The sequence below is a fragment of the Pseudomonas sp. GW821-FHT07F05 genome, from assembly GCF_059418765.1.
On record NZ_JBWKQL010000007.1, the window covers coordinates 224,618 to 243,500 of the forward strand.

The 18,883-nt window shown below is 63.8% G+C and carries 13 protein-coding genes; 2 read left to right on the top strand and 11 right to left on the bottom strand.

Translation table 11 applies throughout. The features are described 5' to 3' along the window. Positions 1 to 29 precede the first annotated feature (29 nt). Genes AC07RO_RS16665 through AC07RO_RS16685 form a run of 5 tightly spaced genes read right to left on the bottom strand, consistent with a single transcriptional unit; the run spans position 30 to position 5,270 of the window. Positions 30 to 776: an SDR family NAD(P)-dependent oxidoreductase gene (locus AC07RO_RS16665; protein WP_495086595.1), complete on the bottom strand. Its 747-nt coding sequence runs from the start codon at positions 774 to 776 to the stop codon at positions 30 to 32. Between the two features lie 60 nt (positions 777 to 836). Then, positions 837 to 1,598, bottom strand: coding sequence for an SDR family NAD(P)-dependent oxidoreductase (locus tag AC07RO_RS16670; RefSeq protein ID WP_495086596.1), 762 nt, complete (start codon positions 1,596 to 1,598; stop codon positions 837 to 839). Between the two features lie 10 nt (positions 1,599 to 1,608). Next, positions 1,609 to 2,949, bottom strand: a complete 1,341-nt coding sequence (locus AC07RO_RS16675; RefSeq protein ID WP_282371672.1) for an MFS transporter — start codon at positions 2,947 to 2,949, stop codon at positions 1,609 to 1,611. Positions 2,950 to 2,976: 27 nt separating this feature from the next. After that, positions 2,977 to 3,858 (bottom strand): polysaccharide deacetylase family protein, encoded by an 882-nt coding sequence (locus tag AC07RO_RS16680; protein ID WP_192172524.1) that lies wholly within the window; start codon positions 3,856 to 3,858, stop codon positions 2,977 to 2,979. Continuing rightward, entirely contained in the window at positions 3,858 to 5,270 is a 1,413-nt protein-coding gene (locus tag AC07RO_RS16685) for an amidase (RefSeq protein WP_495086597.1), read from the bottom strand. Before AC07RO_RS16685 ends, AC07RO_RS16680 begins: the two co-directional genes overlap by 1 nt. Positions 5,271 to 5,602: 332 nt before the next feature. On the opposite strand from AC07RO_RS16685, the gene AC07RO_RS16690 reads away from it, so the two are divergent. Further along, on the top strand, positions 5,603 to 6,604 hold the full coding sequence (locus AC07RO_RS16690; RefSeq protein WP_346628981.1) for a GntR family transcriptional regulator: 1,002 nt from the start codon (positions 5,603 to 5,605) through the stop codon (positions 6,602 to 6,604). A gap of 157 nt (positions 6,605 to 6,761) precedes the next feature. On the opposite strand, the gene AC07RO_RS16695 is transcribed toward AC07RO_RS16690, so the two are convergent. The 5 genes from AC07RO_RS16695 to AC07RO_RS16715 all read right to left on the bottom strand — a co-directional run bounded on the left by AC07RO_RS16695 (position 6,762) and on the right by AC07RO_RS16715 (position 17,148). Then, the gene (locus AC07RO_RS16695; protein WP_495086598.1) at positions 6,762 to 8,180 is read right to left on the bottom strand and encodes an efflux transporter outer membrane subunit; all 1,419 of its coding nucleotides are present in this window, start codon (positions 8,178 to 8,180) and stop codon (positions 6,762 to 6,764) included. Positions 8,181 to 8,197: 17 nt separating this feature from the next. After that, positions 8,198 to 11,305 (bottom strand): efflux RND transporter permease subunit, encoded by a 3,108-nt coding sequence (locus AC07RO_RS16700; protein WP_495086599.1) that lies wholly within the window; start codon positions 11,303 to 11,305, stop codon positions 8,198 to 8,200. After that, on the bottom strand, positions 11,302 to 14,532 hold the full coding sequence (locus AC07RO_RS16705; RefSeq protein WP_495086600.1) for an efflux RND transporter permease subunit: 3,231 nt from the start codon (positions 14,530 to 14,532) through the stop codon (positions 11,302 to 11,304). Before AC07RO_RS16705 ends, AC07RO_RS16700 begins: the two co-directional genes overlap by 4 nt. Next, positions 14,529 to 15,629 (bottom strand): efflux RND transporter periplasmic adaptor subunit, encoded by a 1,101-nt coding sequence (locus AC07RO_RS16710; protein ID WP_495086601.1) that lies wholly within the window; start codon positions 15,627 to 15,629, stop codon positions 14,529 to 14,531. The genes AC07RO_RS16705 and AC07RO_RS16710 overlap by 4 nt, the downstream gene beginning before the upstream one ends. 466 nt (positions 15,630 to 16,095) lie before the next feature. Further along, on the bottom strand, positions 16,096 to 17,148 hold the full coding sequence (locus tag AC07RO_RS16715) for a GGDEF domain-containing protein (RefSeq protein WP_495086602.1): 1,053 nt from the start codon (positions 17,146 to 17,148) through the stop codon (positions 16,096 to 16,098). Positions 17,149 to 17,411: 263 nt separating this feature from the next. Here AC07RO_RS16715 and AC07RO_RS16720 point away from each other — a divergent pair, with 263 nt between their 5' ends. Further along, positions 17,412 to 18,437 (top strand): hypothetical protein, encoded by a 1,026-nt coding sequence (locus tag AC07RO_RS16720; RefSeq protein ID WP_495009616.1) that lies wholly within the window; start codon positions 17,412 to 17,414, stop codon positions 18,435 to 18,437. Between the two features lie 109 nt (positions 18,438 to 18,546). Here AC07RO_RS16720 and AC07RO_RS16725 read toward each other — a convergent pair whose 3' ends face one another. Further along, positions 18,547 to 18,846 (bottom strand): ArsR/SmtB family transcription factor, encoded by a 300-nt coding sequence (locus AC07RO_RS16725; protein ID WP_346626131.1) that lies wholly within the window; start codon positions 18,844 to 18,846, stop codon positions 18,547 to 18,549. Positions 18,847 to 18,883 lie beyond the last annotated feature (37 nt).

Here is an 18,883-nt window from a genome sequence, read left to right on the forward strand (position 1 = left end):
TTCGCTCCTGTTTTATTCGATCTGATGCATCAGGGCATCACATCACCGGAATTCGGCCCCAGGGTCTGGCCGACGAACAGATTGCCGCCGGGCTCGCTGGCGAGCAGCACGGCGACGGGCGCCACTTCTTCCGCCAAGCCAAAGCGCCCCAGGGGCAGCTCGGCCGCCTTGGCGGTTTTCCAGGCGCTGCTGATACCGGCCACCAGCGGCGTCTCGATCGGCCCCGGCGCGATGGCGTTGACCAGCACGTTGTCCTTGGCCACTTCCAGGGCGAGGGATTTGCTGAAGCCGATCACCCCGGCCTTGGCCGCCGCGTAATGGGTCAGCTCGGCGCCGCCCTTGATGCCCAGCTGTGACGCGACGTTGATGATGCGTCCCCAGCGCTGCGCCAGCATGTGCGGCAAGGCGCGCTGACTGGCGATGAACACGCTGGTCAGGTCGACGCGCAGCATGTCATTCCACATGTCCAGGGTCAGGTCGACACAGCGCGCCTGGGTCAGCATCCCGGCGTTGTTGACCAGAATATCGATGCCGCCAAAGTGCTCGACGCAGGCATCGACACCGGCCTGCGCGCCCTCGACGGTGCCGACATCGGCCACGCTTTCCACCACTTGGGCACCTAATGAGCGACAGGCCTGAGCGGTGGTCGCCAGGGTAACGGCGTCGCGATCGGCCAGGACCAGCCGCGCGCCCTGCTCGGCGAACGCGCGGGCGATGGCAGCACCGATCCCGCTGCCGGCGCCCGTGATCACAGCGCGCTTGTTTTTCAGTTGCATGGTGTTTCCTCTTTCAGTCCAGCGCCTGTAGCGCGATCAACAGCGGATCAGCGCTGCGCCCTACTCCGGCCACCGCACGGTCAGGCCGCCATCGATGACGATGCTTTGCCCGGTGAGATAACTGGACTCCTCGCTGCACAGGAATCGCACCAGCGAAGCGACTTCATCGGCCCGGCCGACACGACCCAGCGGGATGGCCCGGGCCGCCTTGGCAAGGCCCTCCGGTCCCAGTGAGTTCTTGCTGTCCAGCGATTGCGGTGTCTCGATCAACCCCGGGATCACGGCGTTGCAGCGAATCCCCCGGGGCGCCAGTTCCACCGCCAGTGAGCGACACAACCCGGGCACCCCGGCTTTGGCCGCGGCGTAGTGCGAGTGGTCCTGCCAGCCATAGACGCCACCGGCAATCGACGAAATGGCCACCATCGAGCCGCCCTCGCCCATGTGCCGGGCCGCCGCGCGGAAGGTGCGCATCACGCCGGTGAGGTCGACATCGAGCATCTCGTTCCAGCGCGCGTCGGTCATCTCCAGCAACGGTGCGCGGCGCAGCAGGCCGGCATTGGCGACGGCGTAATCGATGCGGCCGAAGCGGCTGATGGCCTGCTCGGCCAGGGCGTCAACCGAGGCCGTCCGGGTCACGTCCAGCTCCGCCATCAGGCATTCGCCGCCCGCCTCCGCGACCAGCCGCGCAGTGATCTCCGGGTCATGGGGGTCGGCCGGGTAATAGCCGCCCACCACCGCGACGCCCTTGTGCGCGAACGCCACCGCCAGGGCCTGGCCGATCCCGCTGGCGGCCCCGGTAATCAACGCTACTCTGCGAGTCATGTTCAGTTCCTTATTGGACGGTTTCTGGGCGCACATGGCGGGCGGCGAACATCAACACGCCGGACAGAAAGCACGGCACGGCACCGAAATACAGCGCCGAGGTCTGCCAGTCGCCGCCGGCACTCAGGACCGAGGTCGCGCCAAAACCGGCGACCACGGCGCCAATCGGGCCCATCGCGTGGATGATCGCGCCACCGGTGGCGCGGATGCTGGTCGGGAAGCTTTCGCTGATGAAAAACAGGGCGGCGGAATACGGACCGATCAGGAAGAACAGCCCGAGGCTGTACAGGCCGACCACCGTGGGCATGTTGCTGGGGCCGAACAGCATGCCGGTGAACGACAGACCGCCGAGCATCCAGCCCAGGCCGATGACGTTGCGCCGGCCGATCTTGTCGCCCATCCAGCCGTGGCTGAGGTAGCCGCAGTAGCCCACCAGGTTTGACAGCACCAGGATGATCAGCGAGTTCTCGAAGGAGATGTGGTGAACGCTGACGATGACCGAGGTGCCCAGCACGCTGAACACCTGAATCGCCGCCCAGTTGAGCAGGATCGCCGCGCCGATCACTAGGGTCGCCCGGCGCGAGGTGCCCCGGAACGCTGCGCCGATGCCGGCGGTGCGATGCTCTTCGTAATCCACGCCGTAGGTCATTGCCACTTGTTTGGCCTGCTCGGCGTCGCCGGCCTTGCGCAGCTGGGTGATGCGCTGGTGAATCTGGAACTGCGGGCTTTCCTTGAGCTTGCGCGCCATGAACGCAATTACCAGCGCAGGGATGGCGGCGAAGACGAAGCAGCCCTGCCAGCCGATGATCGGCAGCAGCACAGCGGTCAAACCGGCGGCGATCAGCGCACCGACCGGCCAGCCGCCTTGCACCAGGCTGTAAATGAAGCCACGCCGCTTGGCCAGACGGGGGTCCTCGGAGGCCGCATAAATTTCGCTGAGGTACGTGGCGTTAACGGTTTCTTCGGCGTAACCCAGCCCGCTCAAAGATCGGATCAGGATCAACGGCGACTTGCCCCATGACCCGCCCAGCGCCGTCAGCGCGGAGCAGATCGCGGAACCGGTGACCGTGAAAATGATGCCCATGCGCCGGCCGAGGCGGTCCACCAACGGACCGATGGCCAGTGCGATGACCGCCGTGCCGACCGCGGCCCAGGTGGCGATTTCCGCCTGTTCCGCTTCGCCCCACTGAAAGTGCCGGCCGATTTCCGGCAGCAAGGTGCCGAACAGGATGAAGTCGTACACCGCAAAGACCCAGGCGAAGAAGGCGATCCAGGTGGCGTAGCGGACTTCTTCGGAAGTCAGTTGCCGGGGTTTCCAGCCGGTCAGATCAAGCTTGTTGTAAATGGACATGGGTCACGCCTCGGAATGAAGGGGCTATCAGCTGTGGCGCGGGTTACGGCGGACGAAGTCGTCGGCGATTTCGTCGAAGGTGACGAACTTGACCCCGGCGTGGCTCTGGATGTGCTCGATCAGACGCTCCAGCATCAGCAGCACTTGCGGGCGCCCGGAGACGTCCGGGTGAATGGTCATGGTGAACACGGCGTGTTCGTGCTCGCGGTAGACCCAGTCGAACTGATCGCGCCACATCTCTTCCAGATGGCGCGGGTTGACGAAGCCGTGGCTGTTGGGCGCCTTTTTGATGAACATCATCGGCGGCAGGTCGTCGAGGTACCAGTTCGCCGGAATCTCCACCAGATCGGTTTCCTCACCGCGCACCAGCGGTTTCATCCAGGTGTCGGGGTGCTGGGTGTAATCGATCTTGGTCCAGCTGTCGCCCACGCGCACGTAGTACGGATGGAAGTCGTTGTGCATCAGGCTGTGGTCGTACTTGATGCCTTTCTTGAGCAGCAACTCGTTGGTGACCTTGCTGAACTCCCACCACGGCGCGACGTAGCCGGTCGGACGTTTGCCGGTCATCTGAGTGATCAGCTCGATGGACTTATCGAGGACGATTTCTTCCTGCTCGGGCGTCATGGCGATCGGGTTTTCGTGGCTGTAGCCGTGGACCCCGATTTCGTGGCCGGCGTCGAACACGGCCTTCATCTGCTCGGGAAAGGTCTCCATCGAGTGACCGGGCACGAACCAGGTGGTGCGCAGGCCGTAGCGCTCGAACAGCTTGAGCAGGCGCGGCGCACCGACCTCCCCCGCGAACAGGCCACGGGAAATGTCATCCGGCGAATCCTCGCCACCGTACGAACCCAACCAGCCTGCCACGGCGTCTACGTCGACACCGAAGGCGCACAGAATTTCTTTAGCCATCATCGTTCTCCAGCGGAGTTATCGGATCCTTGGTTTCGGGACGTGCGCAACGCGGCTTCAACGGCCAGCGCTGCGCGCAATAAACGTGAGTCTTCGGCACTGGGCGCGCTGATCAACAGGCCGGTGGGCAGGCCAAGGGCGTCGCAGCCACTGGGCAGCGACACGCCCGGCATGTCCAGCAGACTGCCCGGCATGGTCAGGCGCAACGTGCCCAGGTTGGTGCGGGTAAACAGGTCGTCGTCGCTCAGCAACGGCGCAAGCGGCGGCGCCACATGGGCCACGCTCGGGGTGATCAGAAAGGCGCCATCGAGTTCGTCGCTCATCTGTTGCTGAAGCCGCTCGCGGGCGCTGTAGAGGTTGATCAAGTGGCTGGCCGGAAATGCCCGCGCCGCTTCAAGCCGGCGTCGTACGCGAGGGTCGAGTTGCGCGGCCGCCTCGCTGTCGAGCAAGGGCTGATGCAGGGCGAAGGCTTCTGCCGCGCCGAGCCAGCCTTGCTGCTGAATGAGATCAAGGGCGGCCTGAAAAGCCGGCGAAGGACGCACCTCGACCAGCGCGCCTTGGGCCTGCATCGCGCTCACACAGCGCAGCAGGTTGTCCCGCACAGATGGCTCGACGCGGTCGTCCTCAAGAACAGCCTGATCGACCCGGAACCGCTGACCGGCCAACGGGCGCGGCAGCAAAGAGGTCGGTTTTGTGCGACCCCGCAGGATGTCGTCAATGGCGACCGCATCGCGCACGCTACGGGTCAGCGGGCCAAGGCTGTCGAGGGTGTGCGCAAGGGGGAAGACCCCGTCGCGGCTGTAGCGGCGGCAACTGCTGCGAAAGCCCACCAGGCCGTTGAAGGCAGCCGGAATGCGGATCGAGCCGGCCGTGTCGGTGCCCATGGCGATGGGCACAATACCCGCTGCAACTGCCACCGCGGAGCCTGACGACGAACCGCCGGGAATGCGCGGCTGGTCATGCCCGAGGGGATTATGCGGCGTGCCGAAATGGGGGTTCAGGCCCAGACCCGAGTAGGCGAATTCACTGAGGTTGGTTTTGCCGACACTGACCATCCCGGCCCGTGACAGCAGGCCGACGCTCTGCGCATCCAGCAGCGCCGGCGCGTATTCACGGCGCAACGCAGCGCCGGCGGTGGTCGGGCTGCCAGCGAGATCGAACAAGTCCTTCCAGGCGATGGGCACGCCGTCCAGAGCGCTCGCCGGTTGCCCGGCCTTCCAGCGTGCCGCCGAGGCTTCTGCTTCGCGGCGTGCCCGGGGGGTGGAGAAAGAGATGAACACGTCATCGACGGCGGCAGCCTTCGCCAGCGCTGCGTCCAGGGCCTGCACCGGGTCGTTCGTTCCGCTGGCGAACGCTTCGGCCATGGCCAGCGCATCGGCGAGTGTCGGATCCGGGAAGCGAGCGTCGGACATTTCATCTACCCTTTAATGTACATATTTGGAGAATGTACATTTCTTAAAGGCAGAAAGCGTGCCAGAGTCTGAGTACCTTGATTCGCGGAGCGATGATTGCGTGGGCATGCGGGCCAAGAGCCCCGGGCTAGATACCTCGTCCAATTTTAAAGCACGAGGTGGTGCGCAGGACTGTAAGCGTCATCACAGGTATGCCATCAAGGATGGATAGTTATGCAAAGGTACGTTTTAGTGCAGAAAAGTAACAACAGCTCCAATACCGTGCGCTCTGCCGTGGCCCGCAGTGACGCGCTGTCTTGTGCGAGAATCCCCGCCCGCCTTCCGAGAAGTGTATGAAATCGATGTCCGCCGAGGATTCCCGCACTGCGTCCCGCTACGCCACGATCCGACAGGTCCTGCGCGATGCCATCGTCAACGGTGACGTGGTTGAAGGCCTGGTGCTGCTCGAAGCGCCGCTGGCAGAGCTGTTCGGCACCAGTCGGGTGCCGGTGCGTCGGGCGCTGGATATGCTCCATGGAGAAGGCCTGATCAGTCGGTTTGATGGGCGCGGTTATCTGGTCAATCCCAACGGCAACGACGTACAGCCAGTGCGCCTGGCCCTGACCCACCATCAATTGGGCCTCGATAGCAGTGAAGAGCTGGTGGACACGCGTCCCCTCGGCGAACGGATTTTCGAGGAAATCGGTGCGGCGTTATCGACCTGTATCGCCTTCGGTCATTATCGGCTCGATGAGCAAATTGCCGCCGAGCACTATGGCGTCAGCCGGGCCGTGGTGCGCGAGGCGCTGATGCGTTTGCGTGACCGGGGGCTGGTGGAGAAGGAGCCTTACTCCCAGTGGCTGGCCGGCCCGCTTACCGCTCGGGAAGTGACCGAGGATTACGAGCTGCGGGCCTGCCTCGAGCCAGAAGCACTGCGCCAGACCGCGCCAAGCCTGAGCCGGGACGACCTGGCCGCCATGCTCGCGCGGGTTGAAGCCGCGCAGAACAATCCGCAGTGCAGCCTGGCAGACATCGAGCGACTGGAAGAAGACCTGCATCACCACTGCCTGGCGGGCATCAGCAACCGCAAGATTGCCACGCTGATCCGCCAAGGCCAGAGCCCGATGATCATCAGCCGGATTTTCTACAGTCAGCTGGGCATCGGGCCCGACGAAGCGATGCTGGCCGAGCATCGGTTGATCCTCGAATTACTGCTGCACGGCGCGTTTGATGCGGCCGCGCTGAACCTCAAGGAACACCTCAACCGCGCCCGTCAGCGGATGCTGCAGCGGCTGAAAGTCTTGTCGGTACTGCCTGAACAGCCCGTCCCGGCGTATCTGACCCGACTCAGCTGAAGAAGCGGGAATGTGCAGAGTAGGACCGGCTTCAGCCGGGAAGGCGCCAGCGGCAACACCGCAGAATTGATGGCGCACACACCGGCCTCTTCCCGGCTGAAGCCGGTCCTACCAATCAAAAGCAGCCGACACCGAATCAGCAGCACCCGCCTGAAAATCACTCTGTCACCCACGAACCACCCAGCGCTGCCTGCAGCTGAACACTGGTGATCAACTGCGTGGCGACCAGATTGAGCAGGGTCTGGCGTTCGTTCAGGCTGGTGGCCTGGGTGGTGGCGACGTCGAGGTAGTCGATGACGCCGGCTTCGTACTGATCGCGACTCACCGCTGCGGAATCTTCCGCCGACTGCGCGGAATTGCGTCGGGCTTCCAGCTCCGGCTCCAGGGTGCGCAGTTCGACCAGGTAATCCTCGACTTCGCCCAGACCGGTCAACACGGTCTGGCGATAGGTCGCGACGGTGGCGTCGTAGGCATGACGGGCCTGTTCGACACTGGCGCGGGTGGCGCCAAAATCGAGAATCGTGCCGGTCAGGCTCGGGCCGATCGACCAGAAGCGGTTGGGCAGCGAGAACAGGTTGCTCAGGGTGGAACTCTGGTAGCCGCCGCTGGCGCTCAGCGTCAGGTCCGGGTAATACGCCGCCGTTGCCACCCCGACCGCAGCGTTGGCGGCGGCCATCTGCCGTTCGGCGGCGGCGATGTCCGGGCGACGTTCCAGCAAGCGACTGGGCACACCCAACGGCACGCCGGGCACGTGGTACTGCCAGGCCGGGTCTGCGGCGAGGGAAAAGTCCGCCGGCGGTTTGCCCATCAGCAACGCGATAGCGTGCTCGTACTGGGCGCGTTGCCACTGCAAGTCGAGCATCGAGGCCTGGGCGCTCTGCAATTGGGTTTTGCCCGTCGCCAGATCGGCCCGCGACGAGATCTGCTCGTCGTACTTGTTCTGGATGATTTGCAGGTAGCGCTCGTAACCGGCAATGGTCTCGCGGTACAGCGCGATACGCCGGTCCAGCAGGCGCAGCTGGAAGTAATCCTGCGCCAGGGACGATTGCGCGCTGAGAGTGGCGTTGGCCAGGTCGGCAGCGCTGGCTTGGGCGCTGGCGCGGTCCTGTTCGTTGGTGCGGCGCAGTCTGCCCCAGATGTCAGCCTCCCAACTCAGGTCCAGGGTGGCCGAATGCAGCTTGCTCACACCCCCTGCCCCGCTGGACGACGAGCCGCTGGCGGACTCACTGCGGCTGCTCGCCCCGGTGCCGGTCAACGTCGGGAATTCTTCGGCGCGGGACTGACGCACCAGCGCCAGGGCCTGTTGGTATTGCGCGGCGTAGACCGCGACGTTCTGGTTATTGAGCTGCACCTGGGACACCAGCGCATCCAGTTGCGGGTCCTGATAAAGCGCCCACCACGGCCCCTTGGGCAACTCGTCCTGGGGGCTCGCCGCCTTCCAGCCCTGGGCTTCCTTGAAGGTGGCGGAGATCGGCGCACTGGGTTTCTGGTAGTCAGGGCCAACCATGCAGCCCGTCAACAGGGTGCCGGTCAGCAGCAGAGCGATGGACAGACGGGACGGCAGCGCAGCGTTCATTCATTCAACCTTGTCAGTCAGCCGGGCACGTGAGTGCGGCGGATACGCGTGTGCCAGAAACGCCGCGAAGAACGGCTCAGGCGATCGAGATAGAGGTACACCACCGGGGTGGTAAACAGGGTCAGCAACTGGCTCAGCACCAGGCCGCCGGCAATCGCCACGCCCAGCGGCTTGCGCAGGTCGGCATCGCCGCCGCTGCCGAGGGCCAGTGGCAAGGCGCCGAAAAAGGCGGCCAGCGTGGTCATCATGATGGGCCGGAAGCGCATGCGACAGGCTTCAATGATGGCTTGCTCAGGCGACATTTTGCGGTCGCGCTCGGCCATCAGGGCGAAGTCGATCATCATGATGGCGTTCTTTTTGACGATGCCGATCAGCAACAGAATGCCGATCAGGGCGATGACCGTCAGTTGCATGTTCACCGCCTTGAGCAGCAGCAAGGCGCCGACTCCCGCCGACGGCAAGGTCGACAGAATCGTCAGCGGGTGGATGTAACTTTCGTACAAGACCCCCAACACGATGTACACCGCCAGCAACGCCGCGCCGATCAACCACGGCATGCTGGCCGCGAGCGCGGCGTAAGCCTGGGCTGTCCCGGCAAAACCGTACTGGATATCCCGGGGCAAGCCGACCTTGTCGACGGCCGCATTAATGGCCGCCGTGGCCTGTTCCAGAGAGACGCCGTCCTGCAGGTTGAAGGCGATGGTGCTGGTCGCCGATTGACCCTGATGCGCCACGGCCAGCGGCGCATTGTCAGGACTGAAGGTAGCAAACGCGGTCAGCGGCACTTGCTGGTTATCGGCGTTGATCACGTACATGCGGTCGAGCATCGTCGCGTCCTGGGTGTACACCGGGTCCAGGCCCATGATGACGTGGTACTGGTTCAACGTTTTGTACAAGGTCGCCACCTGCCGCTGGCTGTAGGCGTTGTTCAGCAGGTTGTCGATGTCGCTGACGCTCACTCCCAGCCGGCTCGCGGCGGCACGGTCGATGTGCAGTTTCATCTCCTGGCCGCCGGTCTGGGAGTCCGAGTCGATACCGGTCAGTTGCGGCAATGCCCGCAGCGCCGCCTCGACCTTCGGCTCCCACACCCGCAGCAGGTCCAGATCATCGGCCTGCAGGCTGAACTGGTAGGTGGCGTTGGCGCTGCGCCCGCCCACACGAATGTCCTCGGCGGGCATCAGAAACACCTGAATCCCCGCCACCTTGTTGTTCGCCCGGGTCAGCCGGTTCGCCACCGCTGCGGCGCTGCTGGTGCGCTGCTTGTAGTCCTTGAGCCGAATGAAGAAGTCGCCGGTGTTGCGCGACCCGGCCCGCCCGCTGCCCGTTGACGACATCACCGCCTCGACGTCGGGATCGGCCGCCAGGTCATGGGCGATCTGCAGCAAATGCGGCTTGAGGGCCTGAAAGGAAATGTTCTGGTCGGCGCGCACGGCGCCCATCAGCACACCCGTGTCCTGGGCCGGGAAAAACCCTTTTGGCACCGTGGCATAGAGGTACACGTTGAGCCCCACGGTCAGCAGCAGGCTGAACATGGTCAACAGCCGATGGCGCATGACCCAGGCCAATGCCGTGAGATAGGCGCCCTGCATCCGCGCAATGCCGGCTTCAATCCAGCGATAAAGCCGCGGCTCGCGGGCGTCGTGGGCGGGCTGGCGCAGCAGCAGGACACAGAGCACCGGGGTCAGGCTCAGGGAGACCAGCATCGACAGGCCCAGAGCGATGCTCAAGGTCACCGCGAACTCCCGGAACAGCCGCCCGACAATGCTGCCCATCAGCAGGATCGGAATGAACACCGCGATCAGCGACAGGGTCATGGACAGCACCGTGAAGCCGACTTCGCGGGTGCCCATCAGCGCCGCACGCAGCGGACGCATGCCCTGCTCCTGATAGCGAGCGATGTTTTCCAGCACCACGATCGCGTCGTCCACCACAAAACCGGTGCAAATGATCAACGCCATCAGCGACAGGTTGTCGAGGCTATAACCCAGCAGGTACATGATCGAGCAGGTGCCAATCAGCGACACCGGCAGCACCACCGCCGGAATCAGCGTCGCGCGCAGGTTGCGCAAAAACACGAAGACCACGGCAATCACCAGCAAGGTGGCGATCAGCAGGGTTTCTTCGGTGTCATGCAGGGACGAACGCACGGTCGGGCCACGGTCGATGACGCTGATCAGCTGCACGTCACCGGGAATTTCCCGCTGCAACTCGGGCATCAGCGCCTTGATGCTGTCGATGGTCTTGAGCATGTTGGCGCCGGCCTGGCGGGTCACGCCCAGGGTCACCGAGGGCTGGCCGTTGTAATAGCCGCCGACGAAGGTGTCTTCCACCGAGTCGTAGACGTTGGCGACATCGCGCAGACGCACAGCGGCGCCGTTCTCGTAGGTGATGACCAGGTCCTGGTAATCGGCGGCCTTGTCGATCTGGTCATTGCCGTCGATGACCCAGCTCTGCCCCTCGCCCTGGAGAATACCCTTGGGCTTGGCCTTGGTGGCGTCGTTGATGGTCTGCCGCACGGCCTCCAGGGAAATACCGGCGTGGTTGAGCAGGTTGGGCTGAACGTCGATGCGCACCGCCGGCAAGGCGCCGCCCCGCACCGACACCTCGCCAACCCCGTTCACCTGGGCGATCTTCTGCTGCAACTTGCTGTAGGCCAGGTCGTAGAGCTCGCCGGGGCTGCGTGTCGATGAGGTCAGCGCCAGCATCAGCACCGGCGCCTCGGACGGATTGGCTTTGCGGTACGTGGGCAGCGACGGCATCGAACTGGGCAGCAGACTGCGCGCGGCGTTGATGCCCGCCTGCACATCCCGGGCGGCGCCATTGATGTCGCGATCCAGTTCGAACTGCAGAATCAACGTGGTCGATCCCTGGCTGCTGGTGGACGTCATCTCGGTGATGCCGGCGATCTGCCCGAGACTGCGCTCCAGCGGCGTGGCCACCGTGGCGGCCATGGTTTCCGGGCTGGCACCGGGCAGCGAGGCGCTGACCATGATCGTCGGGAAATCCACCTGGGGCAGCGGCGCCACCGGCAACAGCGTGTAGCCGAGAATCCCTGCCAACGTGATGCTCAGGCTCAGCAACAGCGTCGCCACCGGACGGCGGATAAACAGCCGAGACAGATTCATGGCCGCGCACTGCCCTGATCGCCATTCCGGGTGCTGCCCCGATTGCTGCCCCGCGTGAAGCGTGCCCTGGCCCGCTCGGACAGGCGATCAAACATCAGGTAGATCACCGGTGTGGTGAACAGCGTCAGCACCTGGCTGAGCAACAGCCCGCCGACGATCACCAGCCCCAGCGGCCGACGCAATTCCGCCCCGGCCCCCGTGGCGAGCATCAGCGGCAGCGCGCCGAACAGCGCCGCCAGCGTGGTCATCAGAATCGGCCGCAAGCGCAGCAGCGCGGCCCGGTGAATGGCGTCCCGGGCGTTGAGGCGCTGGTGCTGACGACCCTCCAGGGCGAAGTCGATCATCATGATCGCGTTCTTCTTCACGATCCCGATCAACAGCACCACGCCGATCAGCGCGATCAGGCTGAATTCCGTCCCGGTCAGCAGCAACGCCAGCAAGGCGCCGATCGCCGCCGAGGGCAGCGTCGAGAGAATCGTCACCGGATGGATGAAGCTCTCGTACAGCATGCCCAGCACGATGTACATGGTGACCAGCGCCGCGAGGATCAGCCACAGCGTGTTGCCCGTGGCGGTCTGGAACGCCTCGGCCGCGCCCTGGTAACGCAGGGTAATGCTGCTCGGCGCATTCAGCTCGATCATCACCTCGCTGATGGCCTGCTGCGCCTGCTCCAGGGAATAGCCGTCTGCCAGGTTGAACGACACCGTCACGGCCGGGAACTGGTCCAGGCGGCTGAGGGACAGCGAACCGGTGCGCTGGCCGACCTTGGCGATGTCCGTCAGGCGCACCATTTGCGCCGGGGTGCCGGTGGTGGTGGTCGAACTGGATGACGTGCTCTGGGTGGAGGTGCTCGAAGACGTGCCCGATGTCGTGCTGGCCGTCGTCGTGGCAGAACCGGTCGCCGCCGCCAGGTAGATGTTGTCGAACGCCGCCAGGGATTGCTGGAACTGCCCCGGCACCTGCAGCACCACGCGGTACTGGTTGGACTGGGTGAAAATGGTCGATATCAGGCGCTGGCCGAAGGCGTTGTACAGCGCGGTATCGACGTCGGAGGCGCTGATGCCGTAGCGCATGGCCGCTGCGCGATTCAGCTCGACGTACGCCACCAGGCCCTGGTCTTGCAGGTTGTCGACGACGTCGCGCATTTCCGGGCGGTGCTGCAATTTCTCGATCAGCCGGGGCGTCAGCGTCGACAGATTCGCGCTCTCCGAGTCGTCGAGGGTGAACTGGTACTGGCTCGGGGTCAGTTGGTCATCGACGGTCAGGTCCTGGGACGACACCAGATGCAGCTGAATGCCGGACACGGCGCTGGCGGATTTCTCAAGCCGGGTGATGACTTGGGTCGCGGTGTCGTCGCGGTCGTCGAAGGGCTTGAGGCCGATCTGCAGGCGGCCGTTGTTCAGCGAATCATTGCTGCCGTCGACGCCGATGGTGGACGACACCGACTCCACGGCCGGGTCCTGACGCACCGCTTCCACCAACGCCTGCTGACGACGGGCCATCTCGCTGAACGATACGTCCTGGGAGGCACGGGTGAAGCCCTGAATCAGACCGGTGTCCTGGGTCGGGAAGAATCCTTTCGGCACTATCAGGTAGAGAAAGCCGGTGAGCGCTACGGTGCCGACAGCCACCAGCAGCGTGAGACGCTGGTGATTGAGCACCCACACCAGACCCCGGTCATAGCCGTTCAGCACCTTTTGATACTGGCGATCGCCCCAGGCGGCGAAGCGGCCCTTTTCGCCCTCGGGCACATGCCGCAGCAAATGCGCGCAGAGCATCGGCGTCAGGGTCAGTGACACGACCATCGACACCAGAATCGCCACCGCCAGGGTGATGGCGAACTCCCGGAACAGCCGACCCACGACGTCGCCCATGAACAGCAGCGGGATCAGTACGGCAATCAGCGAGAAGGTCAGGGAAATGATGGTGAAGCCGATTTCCTGGGAGCCTTTCAGCGCCGCCGCCATGGGCTCTTCGCCCTCCTCCAGGTGCCGGGAAATGTTCTCCACCACCACAATCGCGTCGTCGATGACGAACCCGGTGGCGATGGTCAGCGCCATCAGCGTCAGGTTGTTCACGCTGAAGCCGGCCAGGTACATGATGCCGAAGGTGCCGATCAGCGACAGCGGCACCGCGAGGCTCGGGATCAGCGTCGCGGTGAAGTTGCCGAGAAACGCAAAGGTCACCAGCACCACCAGCCCGATGGACAGCAACAGCTCGATCTGCACGTCCTTGATCGAGGCGCGGATGGTCTGGGTGCGGTCGCTGATGACTGTCAGCTTGACCGAGTCGGGCAAGGCCGTTTGCAGGGTCGCCAGCTTCTGCTTGATGCTGTCGACCACGTCGATGACGTTGGCCCCCGGCTGACGCTGGACCGCGATGACAATCGCCGGTTGCCCGTTCGCCGTGGCCCCCAGGTACTGATCCTGCGGCGCCTCGGACGTGGTCGCGACATCCTTCAGACGCAGCGCCGCCCCGTTCTCGTAGGCCAGCACCAGCTCGCCGTACTCCACCGCATCGCGCAACTGGTCGTTGGCGTCGATGGTGATGGAGTGGGACGGGCCATCGAAGCCGCCCTTGGAGCCGTTGACGTTGGCGGCATTGACCTTGTCGTAGACGTCTTCCAGGGTCAGGCCGTGGGCCGCCAGGCTGGTGGGGTTCACTTCGATCTTCACGGCGGGCTGCTGACCGCCGGCCAGGCTGACCATGCCGACACCGGAAATCTGCGAGAGCTTGAGCGCCACACGGGTGTTGACCAGATCCTGCACACGGGTCAGCGGCAGGCTGTCCGATGTCGCCGCGAGGGTCAGCACGGCGGTGTCGGCCGGGTTGACCTTCTTATAGGTCGGCGGGTTCGGCAGGTCGGTGGGCAGCAGGCTGTCGGCGGCATTGATCGCCGCCTGCACTTCCTGTTCGGCGACGTCCAGCGACAAGTCCAGGGAGAACTTCAGGGTAATCACCGACGCCCCGGCCGAACTGGTCGAGTACATCTGCGCCAGCCCTGACATCTGCCCCAACTGGCGCTCCAGCGGCGCAGTGACCGCCGAGGCCAGCACGCTGGAGCTGGCGCCGGGGTACAGCGTGGTGACCTGGATGGTCGGGTAGTCCACTTCCGGCAGCGCCGAGGTCGACAGCAGGCGATACGCGAAAATACCGGCCAGCATCACCGCGAGCATCAGCAGCACCGTTGCCACCGGGCGCTGGATAAACAGTCTTGAAGGATTCATGGGGCAGCGTTGCCGGCAGCCGGCTGCGTGGCGCTGGCAGGGGTTCTGGATGCGGCGACATCCGCGCCGGCCGGTTTGTTCGCCTCAATGGTCACCGTGCTGCCGTCACGCAAATGATCGATGCCTCGGGTGACGACCTGATCGCCCTTGTCCACGCCTTGGCTGATCACCGTTTGCTCGCCGAAGACCGGGCCGACCTTGACGCTGCGGCGGGCGACCTTGCCGTCTTTCACCACATACAGAAACTCGCCGTCGCTGCTCAATTGCACGGCGGCCGACGGCACCACCACGGCGTTGTGCAGGGTGTCGGTTGTCAGCTTCACGTTGACAAACTGGTTGGGGTAAAGCTTCTCGGCAGGGTTATCGAACAGCGCCTTCAGTTTGATGCTGCCGGTGGTGGTGTCGATTTCGTTGCTGATGAATTTCAGCGCGCCGTTGGCCAGCGGCGTGTTGCCCAACTGATCGAGGGCCTGCACGCTCAAAGGCTCGCCCTTGCGGACCTTGGGCAGCAGGGTCGCCAATTGCGCCTGGGGCAGGCTGAAGGTCACGGCGATCGGGTTGGTCTGGGTCACGGTGACGATGCCGGTGGTGCTGCTGGACGAAACGATGTTGCCCGGATCCACCAGCCGCAGGCCGACGTAGCCATCAATCGGCGAGACGATTTTCGCGTACAGCAGATTGAGTTTCGCCGCATCGATCTGGCCCTGATCGGCCTTCACGGCGCCGGCGTACTGGCCGACGGTGGCGATCTGCGTGTCCAGGTCCTGCTTGGCGAGGGAGTCCTTGGCGAACAGCCGCTTATAGCGTTCGGCGGTCAGTTGCGCGCTTTTCAGCAGCGCCTGATTCTGGGCCATGTCGCCCAGGTATTGGTCCAGGGTGGCCTGATAGGCACGGGGGTCGATCTGCGCCAGTAACTGGCCCTTCTTGACGTACTGGCCCTCGGTGAAATACACGGCCATCAGCTCACCGTCGACCCGACTGGTCACGGTGACCGAGTAGTTGGGGACGACCGTGCCGAGCGCCTGCTGAATCACTGGAACATCCGCCGTACCGGCTGTGCCCACTGCGACGCTGACCGCTGCGTTGGGGTCCGCCATACCTGGCCCACCGTGGCGACCACCGGGTCCGGCGGAAACAGTCGCGCCAGCATCGGTCGACGGCGTCGTGTTGGAGGTGTGCCGGTAGTAGACATAAACAGCCCCAACGGCTACGGCTATGAGGAGCGCAAGGACAAGGCGCTTTCGTGAGCGGGCTGCCGAATTCTGGGTCATGGTTTACTTCTTTGTGGCCAAGGGACAAAAAGTGAAGCCGTCGGCCAGCGCGTTGCCGGGCGGATCGGTACGGCGTGCAAAACGCTGCGCCAGGCAACGTCGATGCGCGCGGCGCGCTGCAGTCGTGCAGCAGGCGCCGCCTGGCCGGCAGGCTGACGTTCGGATTGAGGTGTTTCGAATTGTTGCGACATTTAGCCCTGCGTGATCCGCAGGAACAAGCGACGAGCCCGACCTTTGCAGAGAATTTACATTCGGCGGGTGCATCGGCTGGGCTTGGCGAGGCCCGCCGCGCTCACTCCGCCAGCATGACCCGGTTGCGTCCCTCCTGCTTGCCCTCGTACAAGCGCTGATCGGCCCGGTTCAGCGCATCCCGGAACGTCTCCCCGTCTTTCAGGATGGCCACCGCAAGGGTCGCGGTAAGGTTCAGGCTCATCTGCCTGATCTCCCCGCCCTGTTCGCGAATATGCGTAAGTATCCGCTCGGCGATCAGCCGGGCGTCCTCGAAGCGGGTGTTGGGCATCAACACCAGAAATTCTTCGCCGCCCCAGCGCGCGGCGATGTCCGTGGTGCGTACACACTGGTCGATGACAGCGGCCACCTGCTGCAGCACCACATCGCCCATGTCATGACCGTGCTTGTCGTTGATCTGTTTGAAGTGATCAATGTCGATCAGCACCAGCGCCGTGGGGATCTCCCGCCGCCCCCCGCCTAGCTGACGCAGACGCTGCAGCACCCGCCGCCGGGTATAGAGATTGGTCAGGCTGTCGCGGTGGGCGGAGTGATAAAGGTTCATGTGCATCGACAGGTTGAAGCGCACCGACAACGCCGTGGCGTGCAGCAACAACGCCGTTGCGGTCAATGCGTTGGCTGCGCCAAACAGGTCCTGAACGTTTTCGCTGATGCTGAAGACCGGCACCTTGTTGCGCAGCAGGTACCCGCCCACGGTGACGATGAGCACGGCGGCGCTGAGGCAGCCTCTGCGCACCGGCGAGGAATGAAAGCCGAAAGCAATGATCGGCACAATGCAGAACACGTAGAGGTGGAAGTTGCTGTCCCAGCCGAGCACCCAGGTGGCGATGGCGGCGTGGGCGATGATTTCGATACAGATGAGCATGCCGGCGCAGCGATACAGCCGGCGTTTGATTGCCAGCAGACAGGCGATGTAAGCCGCGACGCTCGCCGCGTTGGTGACCCACATCACGGGCAGGTCCACGATCAGGAACAAACCCAGCAACAGCACGTGAATCGCGAACGCGATTTGCACGATCGGGATGATGTGTTTCCAGTATTCAACGGTGGCTTCCCGAGTGACCTGAGTGCGGTCATCGGCGGTGAGGGTATTCATCAGGCTATCTCGGGAAAAATTATTACGGTGGTATAGAAGGTAGCCAAGGACAGCGTCCGGGGTGACGCCATATCGCGACTGGGAATAACACTGATTCCAATTTAATCTGCTTGCAGACCTTTGAATTTTCGGCAATTTTGATGCTTAGGCATTTTGCCAGCATTTTATTTTCCGCCTGCATAAAACTAATCAAAAAGTGCGGAGGTCATTGAATTACGCGCAACACGTCTTGCGCTCTGCCAATGACCAAAGGAACTGCCACTATGATTCGCGATGACCGAGTTACACCTGCCGCCTACGACGATCCTGTCTACCGGGGGACTGCTGTTGCCCCCTTGCTCAAACGAATTTCCTGGGGCGCCATTCTGGCCGGTGTGGTACTCGCGCTCGTGGTCTCGCTGATGCTCAGCCTGCTGGGCACCGCCATCGGCAGCGCCAGCATCGATCCGCTGCAAGAAGCCGATCCGCTGGCAGGCATGGGCAAAGGCACCGGCATCTGGCTGGGTGTGAGTATGGTCATTTCCCTGTTCGTCGGGGGCTGGGCCGCCGGCCGGTTGGCCCATCGCGAAGGCGCCTTCCACGGCATTCTGGTCTGGGCCAGCGTTTCGCTGATCAGCGTTTACCTGGTGTCCAGCGCCGTGACCGGCGTCGTGCGTGGCGGTTTGAATCTGGCGGGCAGCGGCCTGTCGGCAGTGGGCAGCGGCATTGCGCAAGTGGCCCCGGCCGTTGGCGGCAAGATCCAGGAGCAGCTGCGCGCCCAAGGCATCGACTTCAATCTGGACGATATCCAGGGCGAAATCGAACAAGCCATGCGCCAGACCGGCAAGCCTGAGCTGGACCCGAACAAGGTCAAGCAGGACGTTGCTACCACCCAGGAAGACGCGAAAAACACCGTACAACGCAGCGCCGAAGCCCCACAACAGGCTGACGAGCAACTGAGCGGCCTGCTCGACCGTCTGAAAGCCAAGGGCGACCAGGCGTGGGACGCCGCTGACCGTCAGGCCTTCGTCAACCTGATCAAGGCCCGCGGCAACAAGACCGACGCCGAAGCCAACCAGATCGTCGATCAGGCCCAGGCCAGCTACCGCCAGGCGTACGCCAAGTACCAGGAGCTGAAAGCCCAAGCCGAGCAGAAAGCCCGTGAAGCGGCTGACGTTGCGGCGAAAAACATTTCCCGCGCCGCCTGGATCCTGCTGATCACCCTCGTGGTTTCTGCCCTCGTGGCAGCCGGTGCCGGTGCAATGGGTCGTCGTACCCAACCGGCTGCGAAGATCGTCGGCGCCGTCTAAGCGTCAGGTTCAAGCCCGCAAATTAAATGGCCCGATCGCAAGATCGGGCCATTTTTGTTTGCGCTGAGGGCGGGTCTACTAACCGCACCGTACGTCTGAAAACGCCGGTTCACGCCTGAGCCAGAATGCACCCCAGCAGACCCGGAAAGCGAATATCCAGCTCCTCGGTGCGCAGCGAATTCATGTGCGTGGTGCCGATGTTGCGCGTATGCACCAGGCCTGCATCGCGCAGCACGCGGAAGTGGTGAGACATGCTGGACTTGGGCCGTCCGCCGTCGAGCTCGCCGCAGGTCGCCTCCTCTACCGTGGAAAGACAGCGAACGATTTCGAGGCGTACGGGGTCACTTAATGCGTAAAGCAAACGCTCAAGTGTGAGTTCGGTCGGTAACGGATGTTTGAAGGCGCGCATGCCGCGCATCATAGCGAGGGGTTTCATTCTTCGCCAT

Bases quoted from the DNA above. Each gene is read 5' to 3' on its own strand.
- AC07RO_RS16665 (WP_495086595.1), bottom strand. From the start codon at position 776: ATGCAACTGAAAAACAAGCGCGCTGTGATCACGGGCGCCGGCAGCGGG.
- AC07RO_RS16670 (WP_495086596.1), bottom strand. From the start codon at position 1,598: ATGACTCGCAGAGTAGCGTTGATTACCGGGGCCGCCAGCGGGATCGGC.
- AC07RO_RS16675 (WP_282371672.1), bottom strand. From the start codon at position 2,949: ATGTCCATTTACAACAAGCTTGATCTGACCGGCTGGAAACCCCGGCAA.
- AC07RO_RS16680 (WP_192172524.1), bottom strand. From the start codon at position 3,858: ATGGCTAAAGAAATTCTGTGCGCCTTCGGTGTCGACGTAGACGCCGTG.
- AC07RO_RS16685 (WP_495086597.1), bottom strand. From the start codon at position 5,270: ATGTCCGACGCTCGCTTCCCGGATCCGACACTCGCCGATGCGCTGGCC.
- AC07RO_RS16690 (WP_346628981.1), top strand. From the start codon at position 5,603: ATGAAATCGATGTCCGCCGAGGATTCCCGCACTGCGTCCCGCTACGCC.
- AC07RO_RS16695 (WP_495086598.1), bottom strand. From the start codon at position 8,180: ATGAACGCTGCGCTGCCGTCCCGTCTGTCCATCGCTCTGCTGCTGACC.
- AC07RO_RS16700 (WP_495086599.1), bottom strand. From the start codon at position 11,305: ATGAATCTGTCTCGGCTGTTTATCCGCCGTCCGGTGGCGACGCTGTTG.
- AC07RO_RS16705 (WP_495086600.1), bottom strand. From the start codon at position 14,532: ATGAATCCTTCAAGACTGTTTATCCAGCGCCCGGTGGCAACGGTGCTG.
- AC07RO_RS16710 (WP_495086601.1), bottom strand. From the start codon at position 15,629: ATGGCGGACCCCAACGCAGCGGTCAGCGTCGCAGTGGGCACAGCCGGT.
- AC07RO_RS16715 (WP_495086602.1), bottom strand. From the start codon at position 17,148: ATGAATACCCTCACCGCCGATGACCGCACTCAGGTCACTCGGGAAGCC.
- AC07RO_RS16720 (WP_495009616.1), top strand. From the start codon at position 17,412: ATGATTCGCGATGACCGAGTTACACCTGCCGCCTACGACGATCCTGTC.
- AC07RO_RS16725 (WP_346626131.1), bottom strand. From the start codon at position 18,846: ATGCGCGCCTTCAAACATCCGTTACCGACCGAACTCACACTTGAGCGT.